The 22,687-nt window shown below is 62.9% G+C and carries 19 protein-coding genes and 2 pseudogenes; 5 read left to right on the top strand and 16 right to left on the bottom strand.

Going from position 1 to position 22,687, the window contains the following annotated elements; all coding sequences use genetic code 11:
- The 3 genes and pseudogenes from G6N38_RS25490 to G6N38_RS25480 all read right to left on the bottom strand — a co-directional run bounded on the left by G6N38_RS25490 (position 1) and on the right by G6N38_RS25480 (position 1,936).
- Positions 1-564, bottom strand: coding sequence for a P-loop NTPase family protein (locus G6N38_RS25490; RefSeq protein WP_163750867.1), 564 nt, complete (start codon positions 562-564; stop codon positions 1-3).
- A 104-nt stretch (positions 565-668) separates the two neighbouring features.
- Positions 669-889, bottom strand: a pseudogene (locus G6N38_RS25485) (IS3-like element IS987 family transposase); the annotation flags it as partial.
- Between the two features lie 15 nt (positions 890-904).
- Positions 905-1,936 (bottom strand): phosphotriesterase family protein, encoded by a 1,032-nt coding sequence (locus G6N38_RS25480; protein WP_197748107.1) that lies wholly within the window; start codon positions 1,934-1,936, stop codon positions 905-907.
- Positions 1,937-2,611: 675 nt separating this feature from the next.
- On the opposite strand from G6N38_RS25480, the gene G6N38_RS25475 reads away from it, so the two are divergent.
- Entirely contained in the window at positions 2,612-2,860 is a 249-nt protein-coding gene (locus G6N38_RS25475) for a hypothetical protein (RefSeq protein ID WP_163750863.1), read from the top strand.
- A gap of 18 nt (positions 2,861-2,878) precedes the next feature.
- Positions 2,879-4,057, top strand: coding sequence for a cyclophane-forming radical SAM/SPASM peptide maturase GrrM/OscB (grrM, locus tag G6N38_RS25470; RefSeq protein ID WP_163750861.1), 1,179 nt, complete (start codon positions 2,879-2,881; stop codon positions 4,055-4,057).
- A 305-nt stretch (positions 4,058-4,362) separates the two neighbouring features.
- Here grrM and G6N38_RS25465 read toward each other — a convergent pair whose 3' ends face one another.
- Entirely contained in the window at positions 4,363-5,520 is a 1,158-nt protein-coding gene (locus G6N38_RS25465) for an iron-containing alcohol dehydrogenase (protein ID WP_163750859.1), read from the bottom strand.
- A 15-nt stretch (positions 5,521-5,535) separates the two neighbouring features.
- On the bottom strand, positions 5,536-7,053 hold the full coding sequence (locus G6N38_RS25460) for a CoA-acylating methylmalonate-semialdehyde dehydrogenase (protein WP_163750857.1): 1,518 nt from the start codon (positions 7,051-7,053) through the stop codon (positions 5,536-5,538).
- Between the two features lie 85 nt (positions 7,054-7,138).
- On the opposite strand from G6N38_RS25460, the gene G6N38_RS25455 reads away from it, so the two are divergent.
- Positions 7,139-8,158 (top strand): LysR family transcriptional regulator, encoded by a 1,020-nt coding sequence (locus tag G6N38_RS25455; protein ID WP_163750855.1) that lies wholly within the window; start codon positions 7,139-7,141, stop codon positions 8,156-8,158.
- Here G6N38_RS25455 and G6N38_RS25450 read toward each other — a convergent pair.
- The 8 genes from G6N38_RS25450 to G6N38_RS25415 all read right to left on the bottom strand — a co-directional run bounded on the left by G6N38_RS25450 (position 8,039) and on the right by G6N38_RS25415 (position 18,061).
- Positions 8,039-9,457 carry an amidase gene (locus G6N38_RS25450; protein ID WP_163750853.1) on the bottom strand — a complete coding sequence of 473 codons (1,419 nt, stop codon included), beginning with the start codon at positions 9,455-9,457 and terminating at the stop codon, positions 8,039-8,041. The genes G6N38_RS25455 and G6N38_RS25450 overlap by 120 nt on opposite strands.
- A 30-nt stretch (positions 9,458-9,487) precedes the next feature.
- On the bottom strand, positions 9,488-10,957 hold the full coding sequence (locus G6N38_RS25445) for a purine-cytosine permease family protein (protein WP_246227438.1): 1,470 nt from the start codon (positions 10,955-10,957) through the stop codon (positions 9,488-9,490).
- Positions 10,958-11,318: 361 nt separating this feature from the next.
- Positions 11,319-11,666 (bottom strand): MarR family winged helix-turn-helix transcriptional regulator, encoded by a 348-nt coding sequence (locus G6N38_RS25440; protein WP_163752391.1) that lies wholly within the window; start codon positions 11,664-11,666, stop codon positions 11,319-11,321.
- 108 nt (positions 11,667-11,774) lie between these two features.
- Complete coding sequence (locus G6N38_RS25435; protein WP_163750851.1) at positions 11,775-12,632, bottom strand: hypothetical protein; 858 nt, start codon at positions 12,630-12,632, stop codon at positions 11,775-11,777.
- A gap of 385 nt (positions 12,633-13,017) precedes the next feature.
- Complete coding sequence (locus G6N38_RS25430) at positions 13,018-14,838, bottom strand: FAD-dependent monooxygenase (RefSeq protein ID WP_163750849.1); 1,821 nt, start codon at positions 14,836-14,838, stop codon at positions 13,018-13,020.
- Between the two features lie 3 nt (positions 14,839-14,841).
- Positions 14,842-15,531: a VOC family protein gene (locus G6N38_RS25425; protein ID WP_163750847.1), complete on the bottom strand. Its 690-nt coding sequence runs from the start codon at positions 15,529-15,531 to the stop codon at positions 14,842-14,844.
- A complete protein-coding gene (locus G6N38_RS25420; RefSeq protein WP_163750845.1) occupies positions 15,528-16,508 on the bottom strand; it encodes a fumarylacetoacetate hydrolase family protein in 981 nt (326 codons plus the stop codon). The genes G6N38_RS25425 and G6N38_RS25420 overlap by 4 nt, the downstream gene beginning before the upstream one ends.
- Before the next feature lie 266 nt (positions 16,509-16,774).
- The gene (locus G6N38_RS25415; protein ID WP_163750842.1) at positions 16,775-18,061 is read right to left on the bottom strand and encodes a PucR family transcriptional regulator; all 1,287 of its coding nucleotides are present in this window, start codon (positions 18,059-18,061) and stop codon (positions 16,775-16,777) included.
- On the opposite strand from G6N38_RS25415, the pseudogene G6N38_RS30405 reads away from it, so the two are divergent.
- Positions 18,053-18,262 (top strand): annotated as a pseudogene (locus G6N38_RS30405) (LysR family transcriptional regulator); the annotation flags it as partial. The gene G6N38_RS25415 and the pseudogene G6N38_RS30405 sit on opposite strands and share 9 nt — an antisense overlap.
- Before the next feature lie 199 nt (positions 18,263-18,461).
- Here the strand turns inward: G6N38_RS30405 and G6N38_RS25405 are convergent.
- The 3 genes from G6N38_RS25405 to G6N38_RS25395 all read right to left on the bottom strand — a co-directional run bounded on the left by G6N38_RS25405 (position 18,462) and on the right by G6N38_RS25395 (position 20,979).
- Positions 18,462-19,361 (bottom strand): serine/threonine protein phosphatase, encoded by a 900-nt coding sequence (locus G6N38_RS25405; protein ID WP_246227437.1) that lies wholly within the window; start codon positions 19,359-19,361, stop codon positions 18,462-18,464.
- Positions 19,362-19,622: 261 nt separating this feature from the next.
- On the bottom strand, positions 19,623-19,832 hold the full coding sequence (locus G6N38_RS25400) for a hypothetical protein (RefSeq protein ID WP_163750838.1): 210 nt from the start codon (positions 19,830-19,832) through the stop codon (positions 19,623-19,625).
- Positions 19,833-20,076: 244 nt separating this feature from the next.
- Positions 20,077-20,979, bottom strand: coding sequence for an alpha/beta hydrolase (locus G6N38_RS25395; protein WP_163750837.1), 903 nt, complete (start codon positions 20,977-20,979; stop codon positions 20,077-20,079).
- A 374-nt stretch (positions 20,980-21,353) separates the two neighbouring features.
- On the opposite strand from G6N38_RS25395, the gene G6N38_RS25390 reads away from it, so the two are divergent.
- Positions 21,354-22,670 (top strand): alpha/beta hydrolase family protein, encoded by a 1,317-nt coding sequence (locus G6N38_RS25390; protein WP_163750834.1) that lies wholly within the window; start codon positions 21,354-21,356, stop codon positions 22,668-22,670.
- Positions 22,671-22,687: the final 17 nt, after the last annotated feature.

The following is a 22,687-nucleotide window of genomic DNA, read 5'->3' as shown; positions in this document are numbered from 1 at the left end:
CTACCGCGCCGGGCCTGTAGCGGCGCGGTCGAGCCAGTGTTCGCTGTCGCGCCGTGAGGCGAGCCGCAGGACGTGCAGATGCGGGTGGCGTGCGTCGACAGCTGGTACCCGATCACGGCACGTGTTGCGGGTTCGGATTCCCCACCGCACGATGTGGTCGGGGTCGACGAAGAATCTGTGCAGGGGCCCTTCATAATTGCCGTTCCACAGCTCCACGCGCCGGATCCGCCTGCGTATCGTGCGACGCGTCAGCTGATACAAGGTGCGCGGGGAGGGAAGGTCGAGCCACAACATCGTGTCAGCACACTCGGCGATCTGGTCGCGAACCGCCGAATACTGCCACTCAATGACCCACTCATCGGCAGAAATGAACTGGCGCACGTCACCGACGAACTCGTCTCGCGGCTGCCAATTGGGGCCGTGAAACAGGCTGTCGATCTCGATGTAGGGGAGCCCCAGGCGGTCCGAAACACGTTTGGCGAAAGTCGTTTTGCCCGATCCCGACACTCCCGCAATCGCGATACGCCGCGGTTGCCAGGTGATCGGATCAGATGTTGACAACACTTCACCAATCCTAAACCAGCCTCACAGAGGATGGCAGTCGGCGGCGGTTGAACCAGTCGTCCGGTGCAACGGGCCACCGTGATGCCCTCGTCGCCGATCGCCCGACCGTCACGGTGGCCCTGATGATCTGCGATGAAACGGGTGATCAATGTTGTGGCCGGTCGAGCTCTACAGCAAAGAAAGCCGATACCGCCTTGACAATTGCTTCTTCCCTGCGTGATTCAGCGTTCTCTCGCCGCAGTCTCTTCAACTCAGCGCACTCCTCGGCAGTGGTACCGGGCCGGGCAACGACCTGGGCCTGGCGCACCCAGTTACACACTGTGTCAATTCCCGGGGTTCACTAGGGCCGGATGTCGGTTTGCAGGAGGCGGGCTGGGTTGCTGTGAAGCAGTGCCTCGAGGTCAGCCGGTGTTACGCCACGTCGTCGAAGAAGTTCTGTGAAGACTGCTCCGATGTAGGTGTAGCCATGTTGTCCATGGGTTTCGGGGTTGAGGGCGACTTGCGCTCCTACGAGGTCGTGGGAGAGAACGATCTGATCGCGGTATCCCTCGCGAATGAGGGTCGCGAGCCAGTCTGCGCGCGTTTCGTCTGAACGAAAGAGGCTGCGCTTGTTGGCTTCTCCGTTGCCCGGAGGGATGCGGTAGGGCGTACGGGCATCCCAGAATTGCTTCCCGATGGAGTCGAAACCGATCGATACTCCTCTGTCGAGCACGCGGCGAAGGTAGTCGAGTTCTGTGTGGTTATCCATGTGTCCGATGACAACGCGGGAAGGCTCGGTCCCCTCGCTGGCAATGATATCGATTTGCTCGAGAGCCATGGTGCCGTGAGTAGTGTGGGTTGCCAAAGCGAGTCCGGTTGCTGCTGCTGCTCGCGCAGCTGCTCGTAGTCCCTTTTCGTCGTGATCGGTGACGAGGTTCTCGCTGGTGGGTTGTTCGCCGATGATACCGGCCCGGATGCCGGTGTCGGCGATGCCTGCGTGAGCGTCGCTGATGAACCTGTTGGTCAATTCGTCGATACTTGCATCGAGGACCCACTGCGGGCTGAATTCTTGTCGGTACGTCGCTGTTCCCACGACAACGCTTACTCCCGAGCCCTCGGCGATCTCCTTCAGAAGGCGCACATTGTGGCCGTACGCATCGCGGCCGGCGTCTCCGTAGGGGCTCAGGTCAACGACGGTGCCGAATCCGAACGTACGGAGCCCGCTGAGGGCGGTGACGGCCGCATCGACTTGCTGACGTTCGAACTCAGCGCGGCCGACCAAACCTCCGCTGTGCCAGGGGCCGGTGAGCACCATCAGAAGGTGCTCATGAAAAAGCACTCGCCCCAACGTTGATGACGCGATCGTTCCTTCAACGGTCTGGATGCATGTCACGCGGTGACGGTACCCAATGACCATCACATCGCCGCAGTCCAGGCTCTATGGCCGCTGGTCGCCGTGGCCGGTCCTCGCCCGTGCCAGACTCACCGCGATAGAGCTCGAACTGCTCCACACACCAGTCGCAGCCGCGGCCTGAAATTCGCACCCAACGAGCCCACTGAACTCGGGGCAGTCCCGCCGTTACGGGCCAGCGCGCAGGCGGAGAACAATCCAGTTATGCCACCGCCGGATAATGGAGATACGTTCTGGCTTACGCTCAGCGTGACCGTCAGCGCTCATCGGACCTCCTCATTATCTTGGCTGCGTGCAAATACATGCAGGCCGGATAATTGCCGACTCGCACTACGTACACCCCATTGGGCGTAATGGGGGGATTCCCTATTGGAGATGTGCAGGATGAACCAGTCCCGAGCATCCCAGGGGCGTTGCCGACTGGCATGAGTAGTCGACTACTCGACAGGCGACTCACAGGTACAGACGCAAGGCGAGGTGCGCAAACACCGTGGGGTACTCATCGCGGATAGAAACGAGTAGCCGGCCACTCTAATCCTCGCACCCACACTCGAAACGGCTCTCGGGACGTCTTACGGCCACGAACCGGGCCTAACATCGTGGTGCGGTGACTATTCACACCGCGAACTCAAAGGCTGAATATTCGAGGGGCGCATCATGGAGGATGCCAAGCACCGCAACGACGACGAGGATCTCGGGCCCGCGTACCGCCAACTACGGGAACAGCTGATGAAGCGATTGGCCGGAACCGATGCCGCGATCCTGATCAACGTCGTACACGAACATCAACCCGACGCAGCGGAGCGTTTGGTTAGCGATTGGCCCGATTCGTTCAACAGAAATTCCTGGTACAAGACTTGGGGCGATGCCATACAGATGGAACCTCAAGAACGAGAACAGCAGTAACCGGAAGCGCTCGCCATCATGAACAGCGCGATACACCTGGTCGTCCTGCAGCCGACGTCGCAGTGCAATCTGAACTGCCAGTACTGCTATGTGCCCAACCGGCGTGATCCAGCTCGAATGGCGGACGGGGTGCTTGAGGCCGCCATCGTCAAGGCGCTGCGCAGTGATCTCGTCCGCGGCAAGGTGGAGTTCCTATTCCATGCCGGCGAACCACTAATGGCTGGTATTCCATTCTTCCGCAAGGCATCTCAGATCATCAACGATAACAACCTGCGCGGAATCGCAGTAGCCAAGTCGATTCAAACCAACGCCACGCTCATCACCGACGAGTGGTGCGACCTGTTCCTGCAAGAGGAATACCGGATCGGGGTGAGCATCGACGGCCCGCCTCATGTGCACGACACCAACCGGGTCAACTGGAGTGGCCGGGGTACGCACTCATCGGTGATGCGCGGTGTACACAACTTGCAATCCCACGGGGTGCCTTTTGGCGCGATCTGCGTCCTATCTCGCACCAGCTTGGCCTATCCCGACGAGATCTTTTCCTTCTTTGTTGACAACGGATTTCAGGAAATCGGGTTTAACATCGAAGAGATCGAGAGCGCAAATACGTCGTCATCGATGTTTCCTGCCGATCCGAACGAGGCCGCCCGGGTAGAGGGGGAGTTCAGAGCATTCATGTCCAGGCTGCTCGAACTCTGGGAGGACGCTGGCCGGCCAATCAAGATCCGCGAGTTCTTCGACATGGCAGTCTTCATGCTCCGCAAGCTCCGCAACCCGGAGGCGCGACGAGTACCGGACGAAACCGCCGAGCTCGGCATCGTCACAGTGGCGAAAAATGGTGACATGTCGCCGTATTCGCCAGAGTTCGCCGGATCATCGAGCATCGAATACGGCGACTTTGTCGTCGGCCACATTCTTGAGTCCGAGTACGCCGACATCCTATTCGATTCGCGCTACACGAAGATCCGGCGCGATGTTCTTCAGAGCCTCGGGTTGTGCGCAGCGTCCTGCGCTTACTTTGATCTCTGCGGGGGTGCGTTCCTGTCGAACAAGTTCTCGCAGAACGGCACACTGCACAGCACGGAGACCACCACCTGCCGACTGACTCGGCAGACAGTCGCGGACTTGCTACTGGATAGATGGCAAGAAGTTCCCGCCGACGCGCCAACGCATGTCGGCGCGGTTTCCAGCTGACAACAGCCTCAGTAACAGCGAAGCACGTACCGATCTTTGCTCGACATTAGCGACCTCGCTCCGATCTGATGGCAGGCCTAGCTCAGCAGGTCGCTACGGTGGGCCAGATGCTTACTGGATATGTCCACCACATAAATTTATTGAGTAAACCTTAGCTCGACGGGCGGCCGTGCTGGGGTGCAGTCCAACCGGGTAACGCGCCACCAACGAGCAGATTCACACGCCGTGGTTATTGGCGTGATGCTCGCCGTTGGCGTCCTGTTTGCGATCTTCTCGAAAGTCGCGGTTGCCCAAAGCTACCGACGTCAGAAGATCTCACGGTAAAGATCGATGATCTCGTCGTGAGTGGGAACCCGCGGATTGTTGGCGGGGGACCCCGAGACCAGCGCTTGAGCTGCCATCGTGTCGAGTCGCGCTTCCCAGGACGCAGCGTTAATGCCATAAGACTGGGGCGTTGGGACTTCCACATCCGCGCAAAGCTGCTGCAGCTCAAGAACCAACGCTTCAGCAGCGGTGTGATCGTCGACCGACTCGGCGACGATTCCCATTGCCTTGGCGCAGTCGGCGTATCGGTCTTTCGCCGACGCAATCGAGAACTTCGTCACCGCCGGCAAGAGCATCGCGTTGGACAAGCCGTGCGCAATGTGGAAGTGCCCACCGATTGGTCTGCTCATACCGTGCACCAACGCGACACTGGAGTTGGAGAATGCCATTCCCGCTTGGGTAGAAGCCAACATCATCGCTTCTCGCGCTTGACGATCCGTTCCATCGCGGTACGCACGACGAAGGTGAAGGGCGATCGACCGCATGGCGGCCAGCGCCAGTGCATCGGTGAAGGGGCTGGCGCGTCGGCTCACGTACGCTTCAATGGCGTGAGTCAGCGCATCGACCCCGGTATCGGCGGTCAGGCGAGCCGGCATGGACATCGTCAGTTCGAAGTCGGCGATCACGGCGACCGGCAGAAAAGACAATCCTGGACAAAGCATCTTCTCATCGGTCGCACCATCGGTGATCACCGTGAATTGAGTTGCCTCCGAACCACTGCCGGATGTCGTCGGTACTGCCACGATCGGAAGTGCTGGCCCCTCGTGGCTGCTGGGAGCCTTGTAGGACGCAATGTCCCCGCCATTCGCCGACAAGACCGCAAGCGCTTTGGCGGTGTCCATAGGACTGCCCCCGCCGAACCCGATGACGCCGTCTGCGCCATGCGTTGTCACGAGTGCCAAACCGTCCTCAAGGGAGGCGATGGTTGGGTCGGGTACCGTCTCGGAGAAGACCGCCGGCTCCAATCCTGCGACCTCGAGCAACTTCACTAGCCGCTCAGTCTGGCCCGTCTCGGTGAGATACCGATCGGTGACGAGTAGAGGTCTCCGGATACCTAGCTGAGTGACCACGGATCCAAGCTGATCGATCGAACCTGCGCCGAATTTGGCGAAGCGGGGTAGTGCGATGTTGGTGACCATTGATTTCATCCGTCCTCAAACGTTCTGCGGAAAGCCGAGTTCGATGCCGCGGTGGCTGGGGTCCAGCCAGCGGCTGGTGATGGCCTTGCCGCGGGTGAAGAAGTGCACGCCGTCGAGCCCGTGGGCGTGGCTGTCCCCGAACAGCGAGGCCTTCCAGCCGCCGAAGCTGAAGTAGGCCATCGGCACCGGGATGGGCACGTTGATGCCGATCATGCCGACCTCGACCTCGTTCTGAAAGCGCCGCGCGGCGCCACCGTCGTTGGTGAAGATCGCTGTTCCGTTGCCGTAAGGGTTGGAATTGATGAGTTCGAGTGCCTCGTCGTAGGTTTCGACGCGGATCACCGAGAGCACGGGCCCGAAGATCTCGTCGGCGTAGACGCTCATTTGCGGGGTGACGTGATCGATGAGGGTGGGGCCCAACCAGAATCCCTCGGCTCCTCCGTCAGCGGAGACGTGGCGGCCGTCGACGACGATCTTGGCGCCGTCGGCCTCGCCGGCGTCGATGTAGGAGGCCACCTTGTCGCGGTGGGCCTTGGTGACCAGCGGCCCCATATCGGAGTCTCGGGCGCCGTCGCCGACCTTGAGGCCGGTGGTGCGTTCGGCGATCTTGGCGACCAGGTCGTCGGCGATGGGTCCGACGGCGACGCAGACGGAGATGGCCATGCAGCGTTCACCGGCCGAGCCGAAGCCGGCGTTGACCATCGAATCCGCCGCCAGATCGAGGTCGGCATCGGGCAGGATCACAGCGTGGTTCTTGGCTCCGCCGAGCGCTTGCACGCGCTTTCCCGATGCCGTGGCGGTGGCGTACACGTACTGCGCGATCGGGGTCGAACCGACGAAGCTGACCGATTTGACGGCCGGGTTGGTCAGCAGCTCGTCGACGACCGTCTTGTCGCCTTGCAGGACGTTGAACACCCCGTCGGGCAGGCCAGCCTCCTTCCACAGGTTGGCCAGCCACAGCGAGGCCGTGGGGTCCTTCTCCGAGGGCTTGAGCACGACGGTGTTGCCCGCGGCGATGGCAATGGGGAAGAACCACATCGGCACCATGGCGGGGAAGTTGAAGGGTGAGATGACGGCAACCGGACCGAGGGGCTGACGGATCGAGTAGACATCGACCTTGGTAGATGCGTTTTCGGTGAACCCGCCTTTAAGAAGATGCGGTATGCCGCAGGCAAATTCGACGACCTCCTGGCCGCGCGACACCTCGCCCAGGGCGTCGGAGACGACCTTGCCGTGCTCGCTCGTAATGATCTCGGCCAGCTCACCCTTGCGCGCGTTGAGCAGCTCGCGGAAGGCGAACAGGATCTGGGTACGCCTGGCCAGTGAGGTGTCGCGCCATCCGGGGAACGCTTGGGCGGCGGCGGCGATCACGGCGCGGGCGTCCTCGACGCTGCCCAGGGCCACCCGACCGGTGACCTCACCTGTCGCAGGGTTGGTCACAGGCGCGGTGCTGCCGCTGACACCCGGGTAGGCCCGGTTGTCGAGCCAGTGTGAGAGGAGAACGTGTTCGGTCCGTTCCGTGGCTTTCGTCATACCCAAATGATTTATCGCGTTTGTGCACAGGTCAATGACGAATGGCGCACTCACCCGTGCAATTATGCACGTGTATGGTCGTCTCATGCTCAGCGCTGACAACCTGCGGTTCTTTCTCGAAGTCGCACGTACCGGGCGGCTCAACGAGGCGGCCCGCAATTTGGCGGTCGATCACACGACGGTGGGGCGAAGGATCACTACCCTCGAAAAGACGCTGGGGGAGCGGTTGTTCGACCGGTCGCCGGGAGGATGGCTGCTCACGGAGGCAGGCGCGACTCTCCTTCCACGTGCCGAGTCGGTGGAGTCCGCCGTCCTCGCGGCATACGATTCCCGCACGTCGGGGGTTGGGCCGCTGACAGGGACCGTCCGGCTAGCGACCCCTGATGGCTTCGGCGCCTTCGTCGTCGCGCCGCATCTCGTCGAGCTCCGGCGACGGCACCCACACCTCGACATCGAACTCGTCACCGCTACCGAGCATGGTTCACTGTCCGCCCGCCATTTCGATGTGGCCGTCACGCTTGAACAGCCTCCGCCACGCTCCGTCCACGTCGAGCAGCTGGCGACCTACGACCTCCGCCTGTATGCCTCCGCCGAGTATCTGTCGACCGCAACGCCGTTAGTGGAGTTGTCGGATCTCAAGGACCACACCCTGATCTGGTACATAGACGCCCTGCTCGACGTAGCACCGCTGCGAATCCTCGACGTCCTGCCCCATAAGCAAAGGGTTGCCATTCAGACCAATAACATCGCGGGTCATTTGACTGCGGCCCGCAGCGGGCTGGGGATAGCTCCACTGCCGCAGTACGTGGGTGAACCCGATGACTCGTTGAGAGCTGTTCTGCCGGAGTTGTTCTCGGTGCGTCGCGGCTACTGGATGGTGATTCCTCGCGAACTGCGGCAAGTCGGCCGAGTACGCGCTGTCGCGCAGTTCCTTCGCTCATTGGTGGCGGCCAGCCCATACTTTGCCCAAGTCGACGAATCGGAGTCAGAGCGCGGGATGTCTTTTGTTCCAGGGCGTCGCAGCCTGGAAAGCGCCCACGATGTCGACGAGCCGACGTTCGCCGAACGCGCTACCGACCATCTGCAAGCCGACCGGAAACGGTAGCCCGGCCTCCGTGGCCGTGAAACCGCCAGGAAAGGTGACGGTCGGAAGCTGAGAGAGGGTGAATGGGACGGTGAAACGGTGCACCCCTGCAGTCGTTTCGTCGTCCATGCGAATCATCTTCTCGACGGGCGGAGCGATGAACGACATCGCCGGGATCAGCGCCGCATCCACCTGAGCAAGTGCCGCTTCCATCTGCGCCTTGAATCTAAGCCGTCGCTGCAGCAACACGTCGTACTCGATACCGGACATGCCCATCCCCAGCTCGATGAGCTCGGCGAGCGCCGGTCCGTAAGTATCCTTGTGGACTGGGTACAGGCCTTGATGCGCACGTGCGGTCTGCACCGCACACACCCCAAACCAGTCCGTGATCGCCTCGGTCGGATCGGGCAGTGTGATGGGCGTGATCTCGGCGCCTAGGTCGCGCAACGTTTGTTCAGCGTCCAGATGCGCCTTCTCCACGTCAGCGCTGACGTCTCGATAGCTCCATTCCGGATCGATGCCAATCCGGGTGCCCTTGAGGGATTGTGCTGGGCGCGTGTTGAATTCGGGCACTGGTCGTAGTGATGCGGTGGGGTCGCGGGGATCCGCACCAGCAATCGCCGCGAGCACCAGGCCGGCGTCCAGCGCTGATCGGCAGATCGGACCAACGTGGTCCAGCGTGGCCGCAAGTTCGACCACGCCCGCCCGGCTGACACGACCCCAGGTCGGCTTCAGGCCGGTCGCGCCGTTCGACGCCGACGGCATGCGGATCGATCCGCCGGTGTCGGAGCCGAGAGCGCCGAAGCACAGTCCAGCGACCGGGGCTACACCGCTGCCACTCGACGACACCCCCACCCACCGCTGCGAATCCCAGGGATTCAGGGGTGCTCGGAACGGAGGCGTGTGTTCGGTATAGACCCCCTCGGTGGTGTGCACCTTCCCCACGATGACGGCACCAGCGTTCTCCAGTCTCTCCACCACGGTCGCGGACTTCACCGCCACCTGTCCGACCCGGGATGCCATGCCTGCTTCGGTGCGCCAACCGGCCTTGTCGAAGATGTCCTTGATGGCCAGTGGCACTCCATCGAGGGGGCCCAGTGCCGCGCCATCCCGTCGCCGTGCGTCGGATTGCTCCGCCTGGGCCATGGCTTCCTCGGGCGCCACGAAGGCGAAGGCCCCCAAGCGGTCATCGATTGCGGCGATCCTGTCCAACATCAATTGGGTGAGCGCCTGTGCGGTGACCTCTCCGCTGGACAGCAGGTCGACCACGTCGCAGATCTCTCGATACTGGAGTTCGTCTGCGGTGCTCTTGTCAGTCATGTCGTCAATCTCCCTAGCTGGAACGGTGTTTCACGCACGCAGGTCAGTTGCCTCTGCCACTCCGACTTGCTCGTCAAGCGCGCCGCCGGATGTAACCGCCACCGTTGAACCGTACTGTGAGCCTCGAGTCAGAATGGTGAGTGGGATGTATACGAGGGGTCCCGCCACCATGGCAGCAAATGAGGCGAAGTGCATGGGGTAGACGCCTAGAACTCCGAGTGCTCCGATGGTCACGCCGACGGCGAGAGCCGCCATCCCGCACAGGTTCCAGTCTTTGACCAGGCCTTCGCGGTACTCGATGTTGGAGACTGGGGCCAGCTTCAGCAGTTTACGGCAGACGAAGTAGTCACTGAGCAGGATGAAGATCCACGTGTTGGTCATGACTCCTGTTACTGCAAGGAACTTGTCCGTGTATTGCAGGACATTGATCGGGTACAACAAGATGCCGATCCCAACCAACAGGACCATCCACCATTGCCGTCCAACACGTCTCACGGACAACACATCCCAGGCGTTCGACAATGCCAGCGAGCCTGAGTACAGATTCATCACGTTGATGCGCACCTGGGTCAGGATCGCGAATACGACGCCGAGGACCCCCATCACGATCGCGAATATAAGGCCTGGATCGGTCGCGGCGAGTTCTTGTTCGGCCCGGGTTCCGTCGAAATGGTTGATCATGGTGAATCCAAGGAACACGCCGAGGATCATCACGCCCGCGATCATGAGCAGCTCGACGAGCATCACCCCGCCCGTTCCGACGTACGAAACCGACCTCTTCACGAACCGTCCGTAGTCGGTGGCGATCAATGCCTGGAACACGACTTGACCATTGGCCAGGCTCAGCGCCTGCCACATGGCGGTGGCTGACACCCCATCCTGGACGACCCAGTCTCCCGGACCGACCAGAACATAGCCATTGGCCAGCATCACCATGCCGATAACAAACAGGACCAGAAATATCGGCATTCCGTAACGTTGGAGGATGTTCATCGAGTGCATGCCGCGCCAAGAACAATAGAGCGCGACGAGGGCCACGATTCCGAACACCACACTGGCGCCTGCCGAATTTATTGAAATGCCGGCGATCTCACTGAGACCGTGCGAGACGATACTGCCTTCGAAGATGAAATAGAATATGTAGTTAACCGCGTATACGAACGAGGCAATCGCAGAGCCCCGTCCGCCGAACCCAAGTCCGCGCGAGAGAAGCGGCAAGGACAGGCCCTCCTGGCTCGCAATTCTCATCACCAGGGCTCCGACCACCGTGGCTCCGACAATCATGTAGGCGATCGGCAAGAGGACCATCGGCCAACCGACGAGGAAGCCCATTTGGCCGCCGAGGGCAAACCAGAACATCGCTGTCACGTTCCCGGTGAGAACGAGCAGAATCGCAGGCCGGCGCCACCGCTGACTGTCGGGCACTCTCGTGGTCGCGTAACTCTCGATCTGGTCGTCGAGGCTGGTGGTCGGCCCGCGAAAGTAGTTGCTGAAGCTCATTGTTCGACTTCCTTTCTCACCACCGCCATGCGGTGGATGACGAATGCATGCTGGACGAGATCGGTCCACCAGGCCGGAGTCGTCACGTTGCCCCACGCAAAGCCGACTGCGGCAGAACCTCTCGTCAAGTGAGGTTGGTTACATCTCAGCCGACTGACAGCGTTGCGTCAACGGACAGTCCTGCAGATGGACGTGCAGAAATGCACGACTCGAGACCGCCGGAGAACCTGCGAGAACCACACGATGTCGCGAGACAGGATGTCTGACATCCGTTCTCGATGTCGTTGTGACAGCTGATGGTGTAGTGACGAAAGCTGCTGTTAGGAAACAGATTCTTACCGCTGCTCGGTGATTGACTGGGTCACGCCCGGCCGACCTCGTCGAGTGCCTCGCGCAGTTCCTTGGCTTTGTCGTCGGATATCTGGCACGCAGTCTTGATCTGGTCGGGAACCGCCCACACCCTTTCGCGCAGCGCCTCGCCCCCGGGGGTCAGGTCGACGAGGACGCGGCGCTCGTCACGGGTGTCGCGTCGGCGCGTGATGAGCTCGGACAGCTCGAGACGCTTGACAAGCGGCGTGATCGTGCCGGTATCCATTCCGAGCTTGGAGCCTAGCTCTCCGACGGAGCGAGGCGAACCGCCGAGGAGCTCCAGCATCACCAGATACTGGGGGAAGGTCAATCCCAGCGGCTCCAGGAATGGCTTGTGCATCCGCACCAGCCGTGATGCTTCGGCGATAACATCGACGCGGTGCCGGCACTAGGGGAGGACCGCTCTCGGCTACGGAAAGCACCCCCGGGCTAGCCAATTGTCGCCAGGCTAGTTCTCAACAGTCTTGGAATCTCTGTTCGAATCTGTGTTTGCGTTGGACTGCATCTTGCTCGCGAGCTTGTCAGCGCCCTTCTCGAATCCCTTCTCCACCGCGTCACCGATGCCCTTAGCCAGAACGGACCACGGAGTCTTACCAATTTCGTCAGCTTTGATATCCAAAAAGGACGAGTCTCCGCCGCGATTCCAGTCGAATACCTTCCGAAGTTCCTTTAGATCAATGTCGCCATCGTGCAGGTACACGTACATACGACCGAATCGAAGTGCATGGCGCCGCGACAGCAGGGTCACACTCTCGTGGAAAAACGAACGCGCCAGAGAGATGAGGTACTTGACGGCAACGAGAACCACGGCTCCGAGGGAGACGGCGGTGACGATCCGAAGAATGAGCTCGTTGAGAAGAAGATCCTTGCCATCTCTCGGCTGCGCATTTGCATGAATCACGATGTATCCGGCAAGCAGCGCCAGGCATAGGACTGCTGTGATTGAAGCGGCGAATCCGGCGCGAGACATCCGACGTGCTCGCGCCGACAGCACCGACTGCGCCTTCTCCACGAACAGGTCGACCGCAGCAAGCCGAAATAGCGCTTCGGGGCGGATCTGCGGACCAGCGTGCCCAAACTCGACGGTGAGATCCTTCAGCGATTCTCGAAGGGTGTGGTTTCGCTTCTCAAGAAGCGACTCGATGTGGTCGAAGTCGTCGTCCAACGCGCCGCCATGCAGGAACCGCCTCAGGCGGAGTTGACGGTCCCACCAGTCCGGCTCAGCTTGGCTCTGGTCGTTGGAACCGTCCGCCGGCACCACTACCGATGCTTCCGCAACCTCTGTCGACGGCAGGACTTCCACCATTGCGGAGGCTCCCGAAGCCGATGTGTCACTACTCGTCTCGGCGGTTGATCGACCTAGCGCATCGACCGACTCTGAATCCCCACTAATTCCCATGCTCCCCTAACGCGCGTACTTACTACACCCCCATGAGGCGAGCGGCGTCGATTTCGCGATGAACGCAGGCTCCCATGCGCGCCATTAAATTGACGGTATCGGCAATTATTGCCCGATCTCCTCAGTTGTCAACACTGGGTCGCCAGCACAGCCTGAAAGAAGCCGAGGGCGCCATGATCGTGTCGAGCCTTCCTGCCCACAACGTGTGCCGCAAGACTCTCAAACGCTATGGATCAACCGAGGCTGCAAATACATCGGCTCGATGTCCGTGAAACGAAATCAAGACATGCCGTCATCGCGCGAATGTCGTCGTGTCATCCGAGACGCTGTAGACACCAAGCCACTCGAGTTCGAGGAAGCGTCGGAGCTCATCGGTGGTGGGGGTGTCGGGTCCGACGTGGCTGCGCCACACCACGTGACCGTCCGGACGGACGAGAACGGCGCCGTGCTCGCCGATTTCGAGGAGCCCCAGCATCGCCTCGCGGTCTTCGGGACTGGGCGCGACAAGTGGGATCACCACGACCCGAACGGCTACACCTGCCTGCCGCAGGGTCGTGGACCAGCGATGGGCGTCGGCGGTGAACAGCGTCAGCCCGGTGGACTGGACGAGGTGATGAACGGGGGTCGGGTCGCCGGTGTCGTCGAGGACGAGTGTGTGCGGTAGCCGGGCGCCGGGGTGTGTGGTGGGTGAATACCGGAATACGTCGCCGTCGGGGCACGGACCCTCGGTGGCGGTGTCGATGAGCGGACCGTCGTACGCGTAGCCGAATTCCAGGCCGCTGGCCACGAAGTGTTCCAGCTGGCCAGGGATCGCCTCGGCGATCCGTCGCCGCGCTCGCGCACCCCGGGCGTTCTGCGGAAGGAGTCGCTTGGTCCGTGAGGTCTGTGCGGTGGTCAGTACCTCGGCGACCGCGGCCATCACGCAGCCGGGAATCCACGACAGCCACGGCTTCGCCATGATCTCGGTGGCCTGGTGCAACGACCGATTGGTGATACCGAGGAACGCAGTGACCTCGTCGAGCTTGAAGTGATTGGTCGTGCTCTGTTCAGCGAAGCGCATCACCACCGGCCGGCGTTCGGTCTCATAGGTGTCCAGAAGCGAATCTGGGGCCCCGGAGTCGAGTACTGCCGCGAGCTTCCACGCGAGGTTGTGGGCGTCCTGAACGCCGCTGTTGAGGCCGAACCCCCCGGTGTGCGGAAAGCGGTGTGCCGCATCGCCGATCAAGAGCAGCGGGCCGCGCCGGAACAGCTCTGCCATCTGTGACGTCATGGTCCAGGTTCCGGTGGAGCGAATCCGGTAGTCGGTCGTGCCGATCACGGTGGGCAGCTGGCGGTTCCAAAACTCGACGCTGTCGCGCGCGATGCGCTGGGCCGGATGCAGATACGGGGTCATCAGGACGTAGTCGTCGTCGGCGTGCGCGATGAGGACTCCACTGAACCGAGGGTGATAGATCCAACTAAGGAGCGGACGGTCCGCCCCCTCGCGAAACAGTCCAGGCGCGTGGAAGAAGACGCTACCCATGTTCGCGAGCGCGGGCCCCTTCATCGCGATGCCCGCCGCGTCGCGCAGCGCACTGTTCGCGCCATCGGCGGCGATGACGTAGCGCGGGTGTGTCTCGATCGGAGTCCGTTCCGGCGAGGTCAGGCGGAGCGAGGGCCTAACCCCACCGTCGACGGCGGCCGTGGCCCGCCAGCCGCGGCGGAAGTCGATGAGCTCCTCGCCTTCGAGAGCCTCCCACAGGGCCGGCATCACCAGGTGCTGGCCGATGTGGGAGATGAGAAATGGACTGTGTGAGCGCACCTCGGCGAGCTGTTCGGGCTGGGAGAGCAGATCGATCTCTCCCAATGATGCGGCGCGTACATCGGTGCACCACCGAATGACATTGACCGTCTCGATCGGGGGAGTCATCGCCTCCAGTGCGCGTATCAGATTCGGTGACGCCTCATTCCAGATCTCCAAAGTGCGCGCGTTGATGACGTGCGCGGCGGGATGCACCCGCGTATCGGTCCGTTGATCCACGATCGTGCTCGGTATGCCGCGGCGGGCCAGCAACAGCGCGAGGGTGCAGCCGGCGGCACCGGCGCCGACGATGACTACTGGATGAGTCTCCATGAATTACAACGTCTTCCACGTGATGGCCCGCTTGTTGGAACGCTGCTTGGTCCCCGGCCGGGTACCGGCGCCCGGACGGAGCAAGTCGGGTTCCTCCGCGCCTGCCCGTAACCGTTCCAGTAGGTAGTCGGGGTCGACGTTGACGCCGATGGGATTGTCGGCGAAGTCTTGGCTGTTGAAGTAGTCGGCCGTCTGCTGGGCTGTGGCGAAGTTCTCGGTTTGGAATTCCAGCCGAATACCCTCGGGATCCTCGTAATACAGACTGGTCGTCGGACCGTGGTTGATCGACCACACCGGCGTGATACCCGCTTTCTTGAGCCGCTCGTAGGTCAGCAACAGCCGCGTGATGGACGTGAAGGTGAACGCCAAATGATCGATGCCATATGTTTTGCGCCGGAGTCGGGCCAGGGGAAAGACGTGACGAAGGGGTGGCGGCAGCTTCACCAGTGCGAGTCGATGGCTTTCCCGGTCCCAGGTGAGGAAGGCGATCTGTGCGTCCTCGTGGACGACTCGGGCGCCGAAGACGGTTCCGTACCAATCGATCATCTCAGCGCTGCGAGCGGTCTTCACCACCCAGTGCGCGATGAAGTCGGGTACCAAGCCGTCGGGCAGATCGTTGAGATCCGTTGAGCTGGTGTCGGTATCGACAGATTCGGGAGTCGAGGGGTGCAGCGGGCTGGGCGTTGCGCTCATGAGGCGTTGTGTCCTTCCCCGGCGGATGGGGCGGCGATGGTGGTCCGCTGAGTGCCCAGGTCGAGTGAACCCGTCGAATTGGCTATCTCTGCTGTGACGACGTCCCCCGGTTGCAGGTACGGTTTGCGCTTGTTCGTCTTGACGAACGCCGCCCACAACTTGTCTTCGGGCAGGAGCGCTGTCGCGAGCCGGCGGACCAAGGGGGGCGGGGATGTCGCGGTGCAGCCGTGGGGAGTGCCCGTAAGGAGTAGGTCGCCGGGGCTGAGGTCGCAGAACTCGGTTAGTTCGGTCAACGTTTCCGCGGGCCGATAGACCATGTTGGCGGTGTTGTCCCGTTGGCGCGGTGCACCGTTGACGTTGAGTCGTAGCTCGAGGTCGTTGAGCAAGGGGAAGTCGTGAGGTTCTAGAACGGCCAGCACCGGTCCCGTCGGGCAGAAGCCGCGGTAGCTCTTGCCCTTGAGGAATTGCCCCTGGGGGAGCTGTACGTCGCGTGCGGACAGGTCGTTGGCGATGGTGACCCCGAAGACGTAGTCGGGGAGTTCCTCGCTGTTGATCGTCGTCGGTTTGGTGACGCTTCGCCGCATGACCAGGGCCAGTTCGATCTCGTAGTCCAGCAGTGCGACGTGGCCGGGGCGCGTGACGGTTGCGTGGGGTCCGGTGATGGACGCGTCGGTCTTGTCGAAGAAGAGGTTGAACGCTCGCCGGTCGGGGTCCATGCCGGATTCGATCGCGTGCTGGCGATAGTTGGCTCCCTGGCACATCACCCGGCACGGAGTGGTCACGGGCGAGAGCGCCTCGACATCGTCGAAGGCGAGACGGCCCGGCGTGGTGGCGGCGGAGCGCCAATCAGATTCGCCGCGTTCGATGAGGTCGGCGGTGCGGTCGTAGTTTCCGTCAAGGGGGCTGATCGTCGAACCGTCGAGCACGCCCCAGCTGACCCGATTCTCGTGTCGGTAGCGGACCAGGTACACGACCATGCGCTCTCCTTCTCCCAGGCTCGGTTGGGGGCTTGCCTGCAAGTCAAGCCCCGCGGACACCGACCAGCTTGGGGTTGGATCCCAAAACGCACCCATCACCTTGCACTAGGGTCCAAGCAGAGTTCCCTGGGCGTACCTAAGGCTCCAGTCGCGACGTTCCGGCCGCGCCTGCACAGGTGCGTCCTGCACGGTGTCGTCGGTGCGATGACGTCAAGGACGGCGAGACAGTCGTGTGCTGCGCGGTTGGGCAACGTCGCCCCTCAGGTTCACTTAGCCAGAACCGCCCCGCCCAGCTCGTCGGCGAGAGTGAGTGCGGCGTGCAGCTGCAAGCGACGTTCGGAAGCGGGACGGCCCCGCAACTGTTCGGCCCGCTGCACTCGATAGGCCACTGTGTTGCGCGCCACGTGGAGATCGTCGGCCGTACGGGCCAGGCTGCGGTCGCGGTCGAGGTAGCACTTGAGGGTGTGGCGCACCACGGCGACGGAGTCACCGGGCCCAGCCAGCTCGCCGAGTTCGCGAATGACGAATTCGTTTGCGGTGGTGAGGTCCTCGCTGAGCATCGCGACGACGTCGAGGTCGGCGTAGTGGAGGAGCCACTCGTCACGGGTCGACATGGCCCCGATCCGGGCGGCCTGGCCGGCCTGCCAGTGGCTGCGCCGAAAACCGTCGACGCCGACACCGGCCAGCCCGGTCGAGATTCGCACGCCAGGCACGGGCACCACCGCCGCCGCGTCGGCAGGCACCGGCGCGCGGGTGGTGCGCGACCCCCACGCCCAGACGCGATGGGCGCCGACTGGTAACACCAGCGTTGGGACGCAACCTGCAGCGGCCAACACATCGACCGCTGCCTTGTGCAAGTGCGCCGGATCGGCCGGTGCGACATCACCGGCCCACGCGATGACGGCGAGATGCCAGCGACTCAGGTCGTATCCCAGCACACGGGCCGCCCGTCCCAGGGGAATCTCGTTGCCGCGCAGGATGTCCTCGACGATCTCCATCCGCAACGCCGTCGAGCTGGTCAACCAGGCGTCGTGCGCGCGGGCGTACTCGTTCGACATGTGAGCCGTCAGGAAGTCGACCACGCCGAACAGGAGATCGTTGATCCGCCGCATCTCGGCGAAGCGCTGCGCCTCGGGCACCACCCGTTCGGCCGCGTCGAGGAGAACCTGAGTGGCGGTGGCGTGGGCGACGTGGATGCTGCGCAACATGTGTTCAATGCCGATCCCGCGCGCCACTACCTCCAACGGGCCAGTGAGTACCTCCGGCATGACCGTGAACGTCACGTCGGTGTCGCGCGCGAGGGCGGTCAGCGTGCCGAGTGCCACGGCCTCACATCCTCTTTGCACCTCAGTGGCGACGACCTCGACCGCCAGCTCGGGGATCGCCGAGGTGATGTGGGCGGCCATGGTGGCACCGAGTTCAACCGCCCAAGCCGCGGCTCCGGGGCCTAGCAGCGAGGCCACCTCGCTGGCGCGCGCGGCAAGCAAGGCCTTGGCCGGGAACGCCTGCCCGTCGGCGGGTGCGAGATCGACCAGCCACAGTCGTTGCGTCATGACCCACCAATCGTCAAGGCACTTGCGCGCGGATGCCCGAAGCGTAGTCAGCCGATACAACCTCGAAGTCTCGCCGCCACGCGTCGTGCCCAGCGAGCAGGGTTTTCTGATGACGCCCACCTGCTCGCCACCGAGGGCCCCAGCCCGCACACAGTGGCCCGAGCGTCACAGATCTTCACTGCGGTGCGGCTCGTGGCGCAGGGATTGGGCGTGACCGTGGTCCCCGCCTCCGCTATCCCTGACGGCTTCGAAGAACTGGCCTGCCCGCTACTGACCGCCCTGACCGGGCCGACCTCGTCGGCGGGCGGCGCAATCCGGGCCGGCCAGCTCGATATCAGGCGGTTCCGTCCGGGAGCCACTGCACCTCAGCTGAGCGACAGTCGCAGCCACTCGCACTCCCTCATATCTCGGGGTACTCAGCGTGGAGGTCGCCGTCGAACAAGCTCCGGTAGAAGGCGTTCATCTTCGCGGCGGCGGGTGCGTGCCGGCTCAAGATCGCGGCGACCATCGGTGGCACGTCATCCGGTATGTGCCCAGCAGCGCACTGGACTATGTACTCACGGGCGACTGTGCCGCCGGCATTGGGCAAAATCGGAATCCCGCACACATCGGTCACCAGCCAGTCGACCAGTCGCATCGCGGCGTAGCCGGCGTCATGCGTGACGTGTCGTGCAACGAAGTCGCGTTCAGCGGCCGACAGCTCGAACTGCGGCGATATGGCCAGCCCGAAGTCGGTGAGATAGATCCGCTCCATGTCGGTGCGCATGTTGCCGAAATGTCCGTCCATGTGCAGCAACTGCCGATTCCGCAGAAACGTCACGATCTCCGAAAGCTGCCGTTCAACCGTGACGGCCTTACCGGCCGGGTTGTCTCGCAACCAGTCCGCGATCGGGTGTGGGATGTACTCGCAGAACAGCACAAGACTGCATGTCGCGGCGGTCAGGGCTTCGAGACGGGTCCGCACGGCCGGACAACCGCCCTGGGCGGCGACGACGCTGTCGATGTCGGCGTGTTCGGCCGCGATCGGCGACCGGCCAGGTAGCACCCGCCAGTGGTGGAGCATCGGGAACGATTGCGTCTCGCCGGCCAGAACGGCGTCGGTGACGATGATGTTCGCGGCCAGCTCGCGCCACGCGTTGAAACCCGGTCCGCCCATACCGTACTGGCAGAACATCGGTAGGTCGAACAGGTTCGCTGTGGAGCCCAGGTTGGCGACCTCGCGGTCGGATAGTGGGATCCGCTTGGTGAACACCGGCACGCTGTCGACGTCGACAATCCCCGATTCACCACCCACACCCACGCTTATGACTCGACCGGTGCCTATCAGCTCAGCGAGCTCAAAATCGCTGCATGAGGCCAGAAGTGCCGAAAGTTCCTCGTGGCGGGCAGTTCTGGTAGCTATCACCGCACGATTGTGTCACCGACCAGACCACTCCAAGCCGGGGTACTGCGCCGCCACCTCTGGTCGTGTGTTCGCGTGATGAGCGGTCGAATGTCGAAGGCGTGTGCTCCCCGCGACTGAGCCGCGACCGGTCGCCAGCACCGGCCACGTTGTGACGCTTCACGCGACACTGCTGATGATCGCGATAACCAGCCCGACCAGGGTCAGCACCCCGACCAGCACCGCGGCGGCGATCGCCCGGCCCCGTCGGTGCCGGCGTACGTCGTAGATCGCCACCGCGATGCCGGCGAAGATCAACGCTGCATAGGTCGACAGCCCCACCGTCAGCGCCGCCGTTGACGCGGCGCTGGCCAGGGTCGCGTTGCGCACGCCGTGAGCCTACGGCGCGAACGGGAGCGTCGCGCCGTAGGGCACAGCCAACCAAGAGTTGACGCGGGGTCCGTCACCCAGGCCGCTGCGCGATTGCTTCTTGCGGAACGCAGGCGCGGTGCCGGCAACGCGAGACTTCGCCAGAACTGAGGGGAGAGTCGCACGTCCCGTAAATCCAGGTAGCGAGGCCAGATTTTCGGTGACGGGTTTGACGGGACGGTCGGCGCTGCCGGTCGCACAGCTCCTACAGCGTCGGAACGTTCAGCTTGTGCACGCGGCACTCTTCGACGAAGCCGAGTTCACTTTCGTAGAAGCCGCGGGCGGCGTAGTTCGCGCACAGCTGGTGGCCCACAAAGCGCTGACGGTGAACGTCGACAAACGGTGCGGCGGTGAAGATTCGCGCAATCTCCAGCAGCTGGTCGGGAGCTGATGACCAGCGGTCGTCGTACTCGGCAATCGCCATCCGAACGGGCACCTGCACCGCTGGCGCGATCCGGCGCAGCCGGTCCGGCCATTCGAGTGCGTCACGCAGTTCGCCCACCGGCGCCGGCACCGAGGCGTTCCGTAGCTGGGGGGCAGCTGCTGGATCCCAGCTCCATGGCGGCCCGTAGACCGCAGTGTTTCGGCCACGTGGATCGATGGTGTCAGTTGTAGTGTTGTCCAGCGCGGTTCGTAAGACATCCCCGAAGCCACCGGACAGCCAACCCAGACCGGTTCCATGGGTCGCGACACCGAGCAGCGGCGCATCGAGGTCGGAAGCGGCAAGGCAGAGGGCGATCATTCCGCCAATCGAGTTGCCGGTCAGGAAGATTCCGGCCGAGCCGACGCCGTAGAGCTCCCAGACTCGATCCAGCGCGGACCGAAGAACAATGACCTGCGCATCGAAGGTGGTGCCCTCCGGAGCGAGCCCGGTGCTCGATCCATAGCCGGGCCGATCGATCGCAAGGGCGGTGAAGCCCAGACCCGCAGCGAGTTCGAGAAAGGACGGCTCGCCGGGAATCATGTCACCGTAGATGCCCGACGTGACCGAACCGCCGTGCAGGGCGACTATGACGGCGCGCGGGGCATCGTCCGGCACTGCCAGAAGTCCGGATAGCCCCATACCCGCCGCCTCGATGAGAACCTGCTGGGTGGGAGTTTCAATCATCGTTCGGATACCGCCTGTTCAATCAAGAGTGTGTCCATCCCCGGCAGATTCCCGTAGCGACCCGACGGTCGACCAGGCCGAGGGCGAGATCCTTGTCGCGCGGACTCCTTGCCGTGAACTGCTCCTGGACGGGAGCCCCAGTCAACTTACCGTAGCGATCGCTACATAAACAGCGCGTGAGACCCACCGCATATGGACCTGCACCTCGAAATCCCCACGTTTACCGAGACGGTCAACATCCCGACCGCCTCACCGGCGTTGCCATTTCCGCAGTAGCGACAGCCTTGGCGCGAGGGTGACCTGACGCGGTCACCGATATTGTGTACGCTAGCGTTCACATTATCGGCAGGGCGTGGTCAACCCCGGGAGGCGATGTGCGACTCAACTTCGGCATCCAGGCAATGGACATCGGCTCCGAATCGTTCAATCTGGTGCGGACGATGTCGGTCGCCGCGACAGGCGGTGCCGAAACCGCCGAGTGTCTGTTCGTCGCCGACCGGATCAAGACCGGCGATACCGAGAGTTGGGTGCGCGAGTGGGCTGCGCTGGCAGTGCAACTGCATCAGAGCGCTGAAGCTGCCGACCATCCGGTCACCGCTCGGCAGGCGTACTTGCGGGCAAGTAACTACTACCGGACTGCGATGTTCTCGCTACCGGCGTCAGATTCCCGGCTGGATTCCTATTTGCGTTGGAGCCGAGCATGTTTCGAGCGGGCGGCGACGTTGTTCGATCCGCCGATCGAGGTGCTGACGATCCCGTTCGAGGGAGCAGCCCTGCCCGGGTACTTCCTGACGACCGGCGTGCGCGCCCCGACGCTGATCGTGCTCAACGGCGGTGATTCGACCAATGAGGAGGTGGTGCACTGGCTGGGGTTCGCGGCGGTTGCGCGCGGGTGGAATTGCGTGGTGTTCGAGGGGCCGGGGCAATGGAGCGCCTTGCAGCTCAACCCCGGCCGATATCTACGACCCGACTTTGAGGCGCCGGTCCGAGCGGTGATCGACCATGTGATTGACCGGGTCGACGTCGATCCCGAGCGCCTCGCGATCTTCGGGCCTTCGCTGGGCGCGTCGCTGGCGGTTAGAGCGACAGCCTACGACGAGCGGATTAAGGCGTGCATTGCCGATGGGCTGGTTGTCGATGTGTATCAGGCCTGGCATGCCGTGTGGCCTCAACCCCTCCGGAAAGCGCCGGTTGCCTTGTTCGACCTAGCTTTTCACGTCATGGAGCGCGCGAGCCCACAGTTACGAGGACTTACGAATAGGTTCCGCTCGATGTTCGGCCAAACGCGCCCCCACGAGCTCATCGCGTCGTGGCGACCATTCGCGATCGGCGATCTTGCTGGCTCGATAAATGTGCCCATGCTGCTCCTCTATGGAGAGGCCGAGCTCACACAGACCGATCAGGACGTCGCGGCTGCGGCCCTGCGGTTCGCCGCGGACCTGACTGGTCCGACGACATTGCGGGTTTTCGGTTTCGATTTGGGCTGGGCCGCTGCTCACTGCCAAGTGGGCGCGTTGACCGTGCTTCACTCGACGGTATTCGACTGGCTCGACCGGGTCGTGGTCGCGGGGGAGACGCTGCCCAGCATTGATGCCGACCTGTCCGTGCTACGCCGCCACCTGCGTGGTGAGGAAGCACAGCTAGCGATGGACCGCATCGAGGCCAAGGCCACGTTGGCGCACCATGGCTGAATTTCGGTCCCGTGGGC

Source organism: Mycolicibacterium helvum, assembly GCF_010731895.1.
Taxonomy (GTDB): Bacteria; Actinomycetota; Actinomycetes; order Mycobacteriales; family Mycobacteriaceae; genus Mycobacterium; species Mycobacterium helvum.
Note: the sequence above shows the minus strand (reverse complement) of the source record. Positions and strands in the feature narration are given on the sequence as shown.

What these genes read in the sequence shown, in the direction of transcription:
- G6N38_RS25475 (WP_163750863.1), top strand. Translation starts at nt 2,612, where the DNA reads ATGGAGGATGCCAAGCACCGCAACGACGACGAGGATCTCGGGCCCGCG.
- grrM (WP_163750861.1), top strand. Translation starts at nt 2,879, where the DNA reads ATGAACAGCGCGATACACCTGGTCGTCCTGCAGCCGACGTCGCAGTGC.
- G6N38_RS25465 (WP_163750859.1), bottom strand. Translation starts at nt 5,520, where the DNA reads ATGGTCACCAACATCGCACTACCCCGCTTCGCCAAATTCGGCGCAGGT.
- G6N38_RS25460 (WP_163750857.1), bottom strand. Translation starts at nt 7,053, where the DNA reads ATGACGAAAGCCACGGAACGGACCGAACACGTTCTCCTCTCACACTGG.
- G6N38_RS25455 (WP_163750855.1), top strand. Translation starts at nt 7,139, where the DNA reads ATGCTCAGCGCTGACAACCTGCGGTTCTTTCTCGAAGTCGCACGTACC.
- G6N38_RS25450 (WP_163750853.1), bottom strand. Translation starts at nt 9,457, where the DNA reads ATGACTGACAAGAGCACCGCAGACGAACTCCAGTATCGAGAGATCTGC.
- G6N38_RS25445 (WP_246227438.1), bottom strand. Translation starts at nt 10,957, where the DNA reads ATGAGCTTCAGCAACTACTTTCGCGGGCCGACCACCAGCCTCGACGAC.
- G6N38_RS25440 (WP_163752391.1), bottom strand. Translation starts at nt 11,666, where the DNA reads ATGCACAAGCCATTCCTGGAGCCGCTGGGATTGACCTTCCCCCAGTAT.
- G6N38_RS25435 (WP_163750851.1), bottom strand. Translation starts at nt 12,632, where the DNA reads ATGGTGGAAGTCCTGCCGTCGACAGAGGTTGCGGAAGCATCGGTAGTG.
- G6N38_RS25430 (WP_163750849.1), bottom strand. Translation starts at nt 14,838, where the DNA reads ATGGAGACTCATCCAGTAGTCATCGTCGGCGCCGGTGCCGCCGGCTGC.
- G6N38_RS25425 (WP_163750847.1), bottom strand. Translation starts at nt 15,531, where the DNA reads ATGAGCGCAACGCCCAGCCCGCTGCACCCCTCGACTCCCGAATCTGTC.
- G6N38_RS25420 (WP_163750845.1), bottom strand. Translation starts at nt 16,508, where the DNA reads ATGGTCGTGTACCTGGTCCGCTACCGACACGAGAATCGGGTCAGCTGG.
- G6N38_RS25415 (WP_163750842.1), bottom strand. Translation starts at nt 18,061, where the DNA reads ATGACGCAACGACTGTGGCTGGTCGATCTCGCACCCGCCGACGGGCAG.
- G6N38_RS25395 (WP_163750837.1), bottom strand. Translation starts at nt 20,979, where the DNA reads ATGATTGAAACTCCCACCCAGCAGGTTCTCATCGAGGCGGCGGGTATG.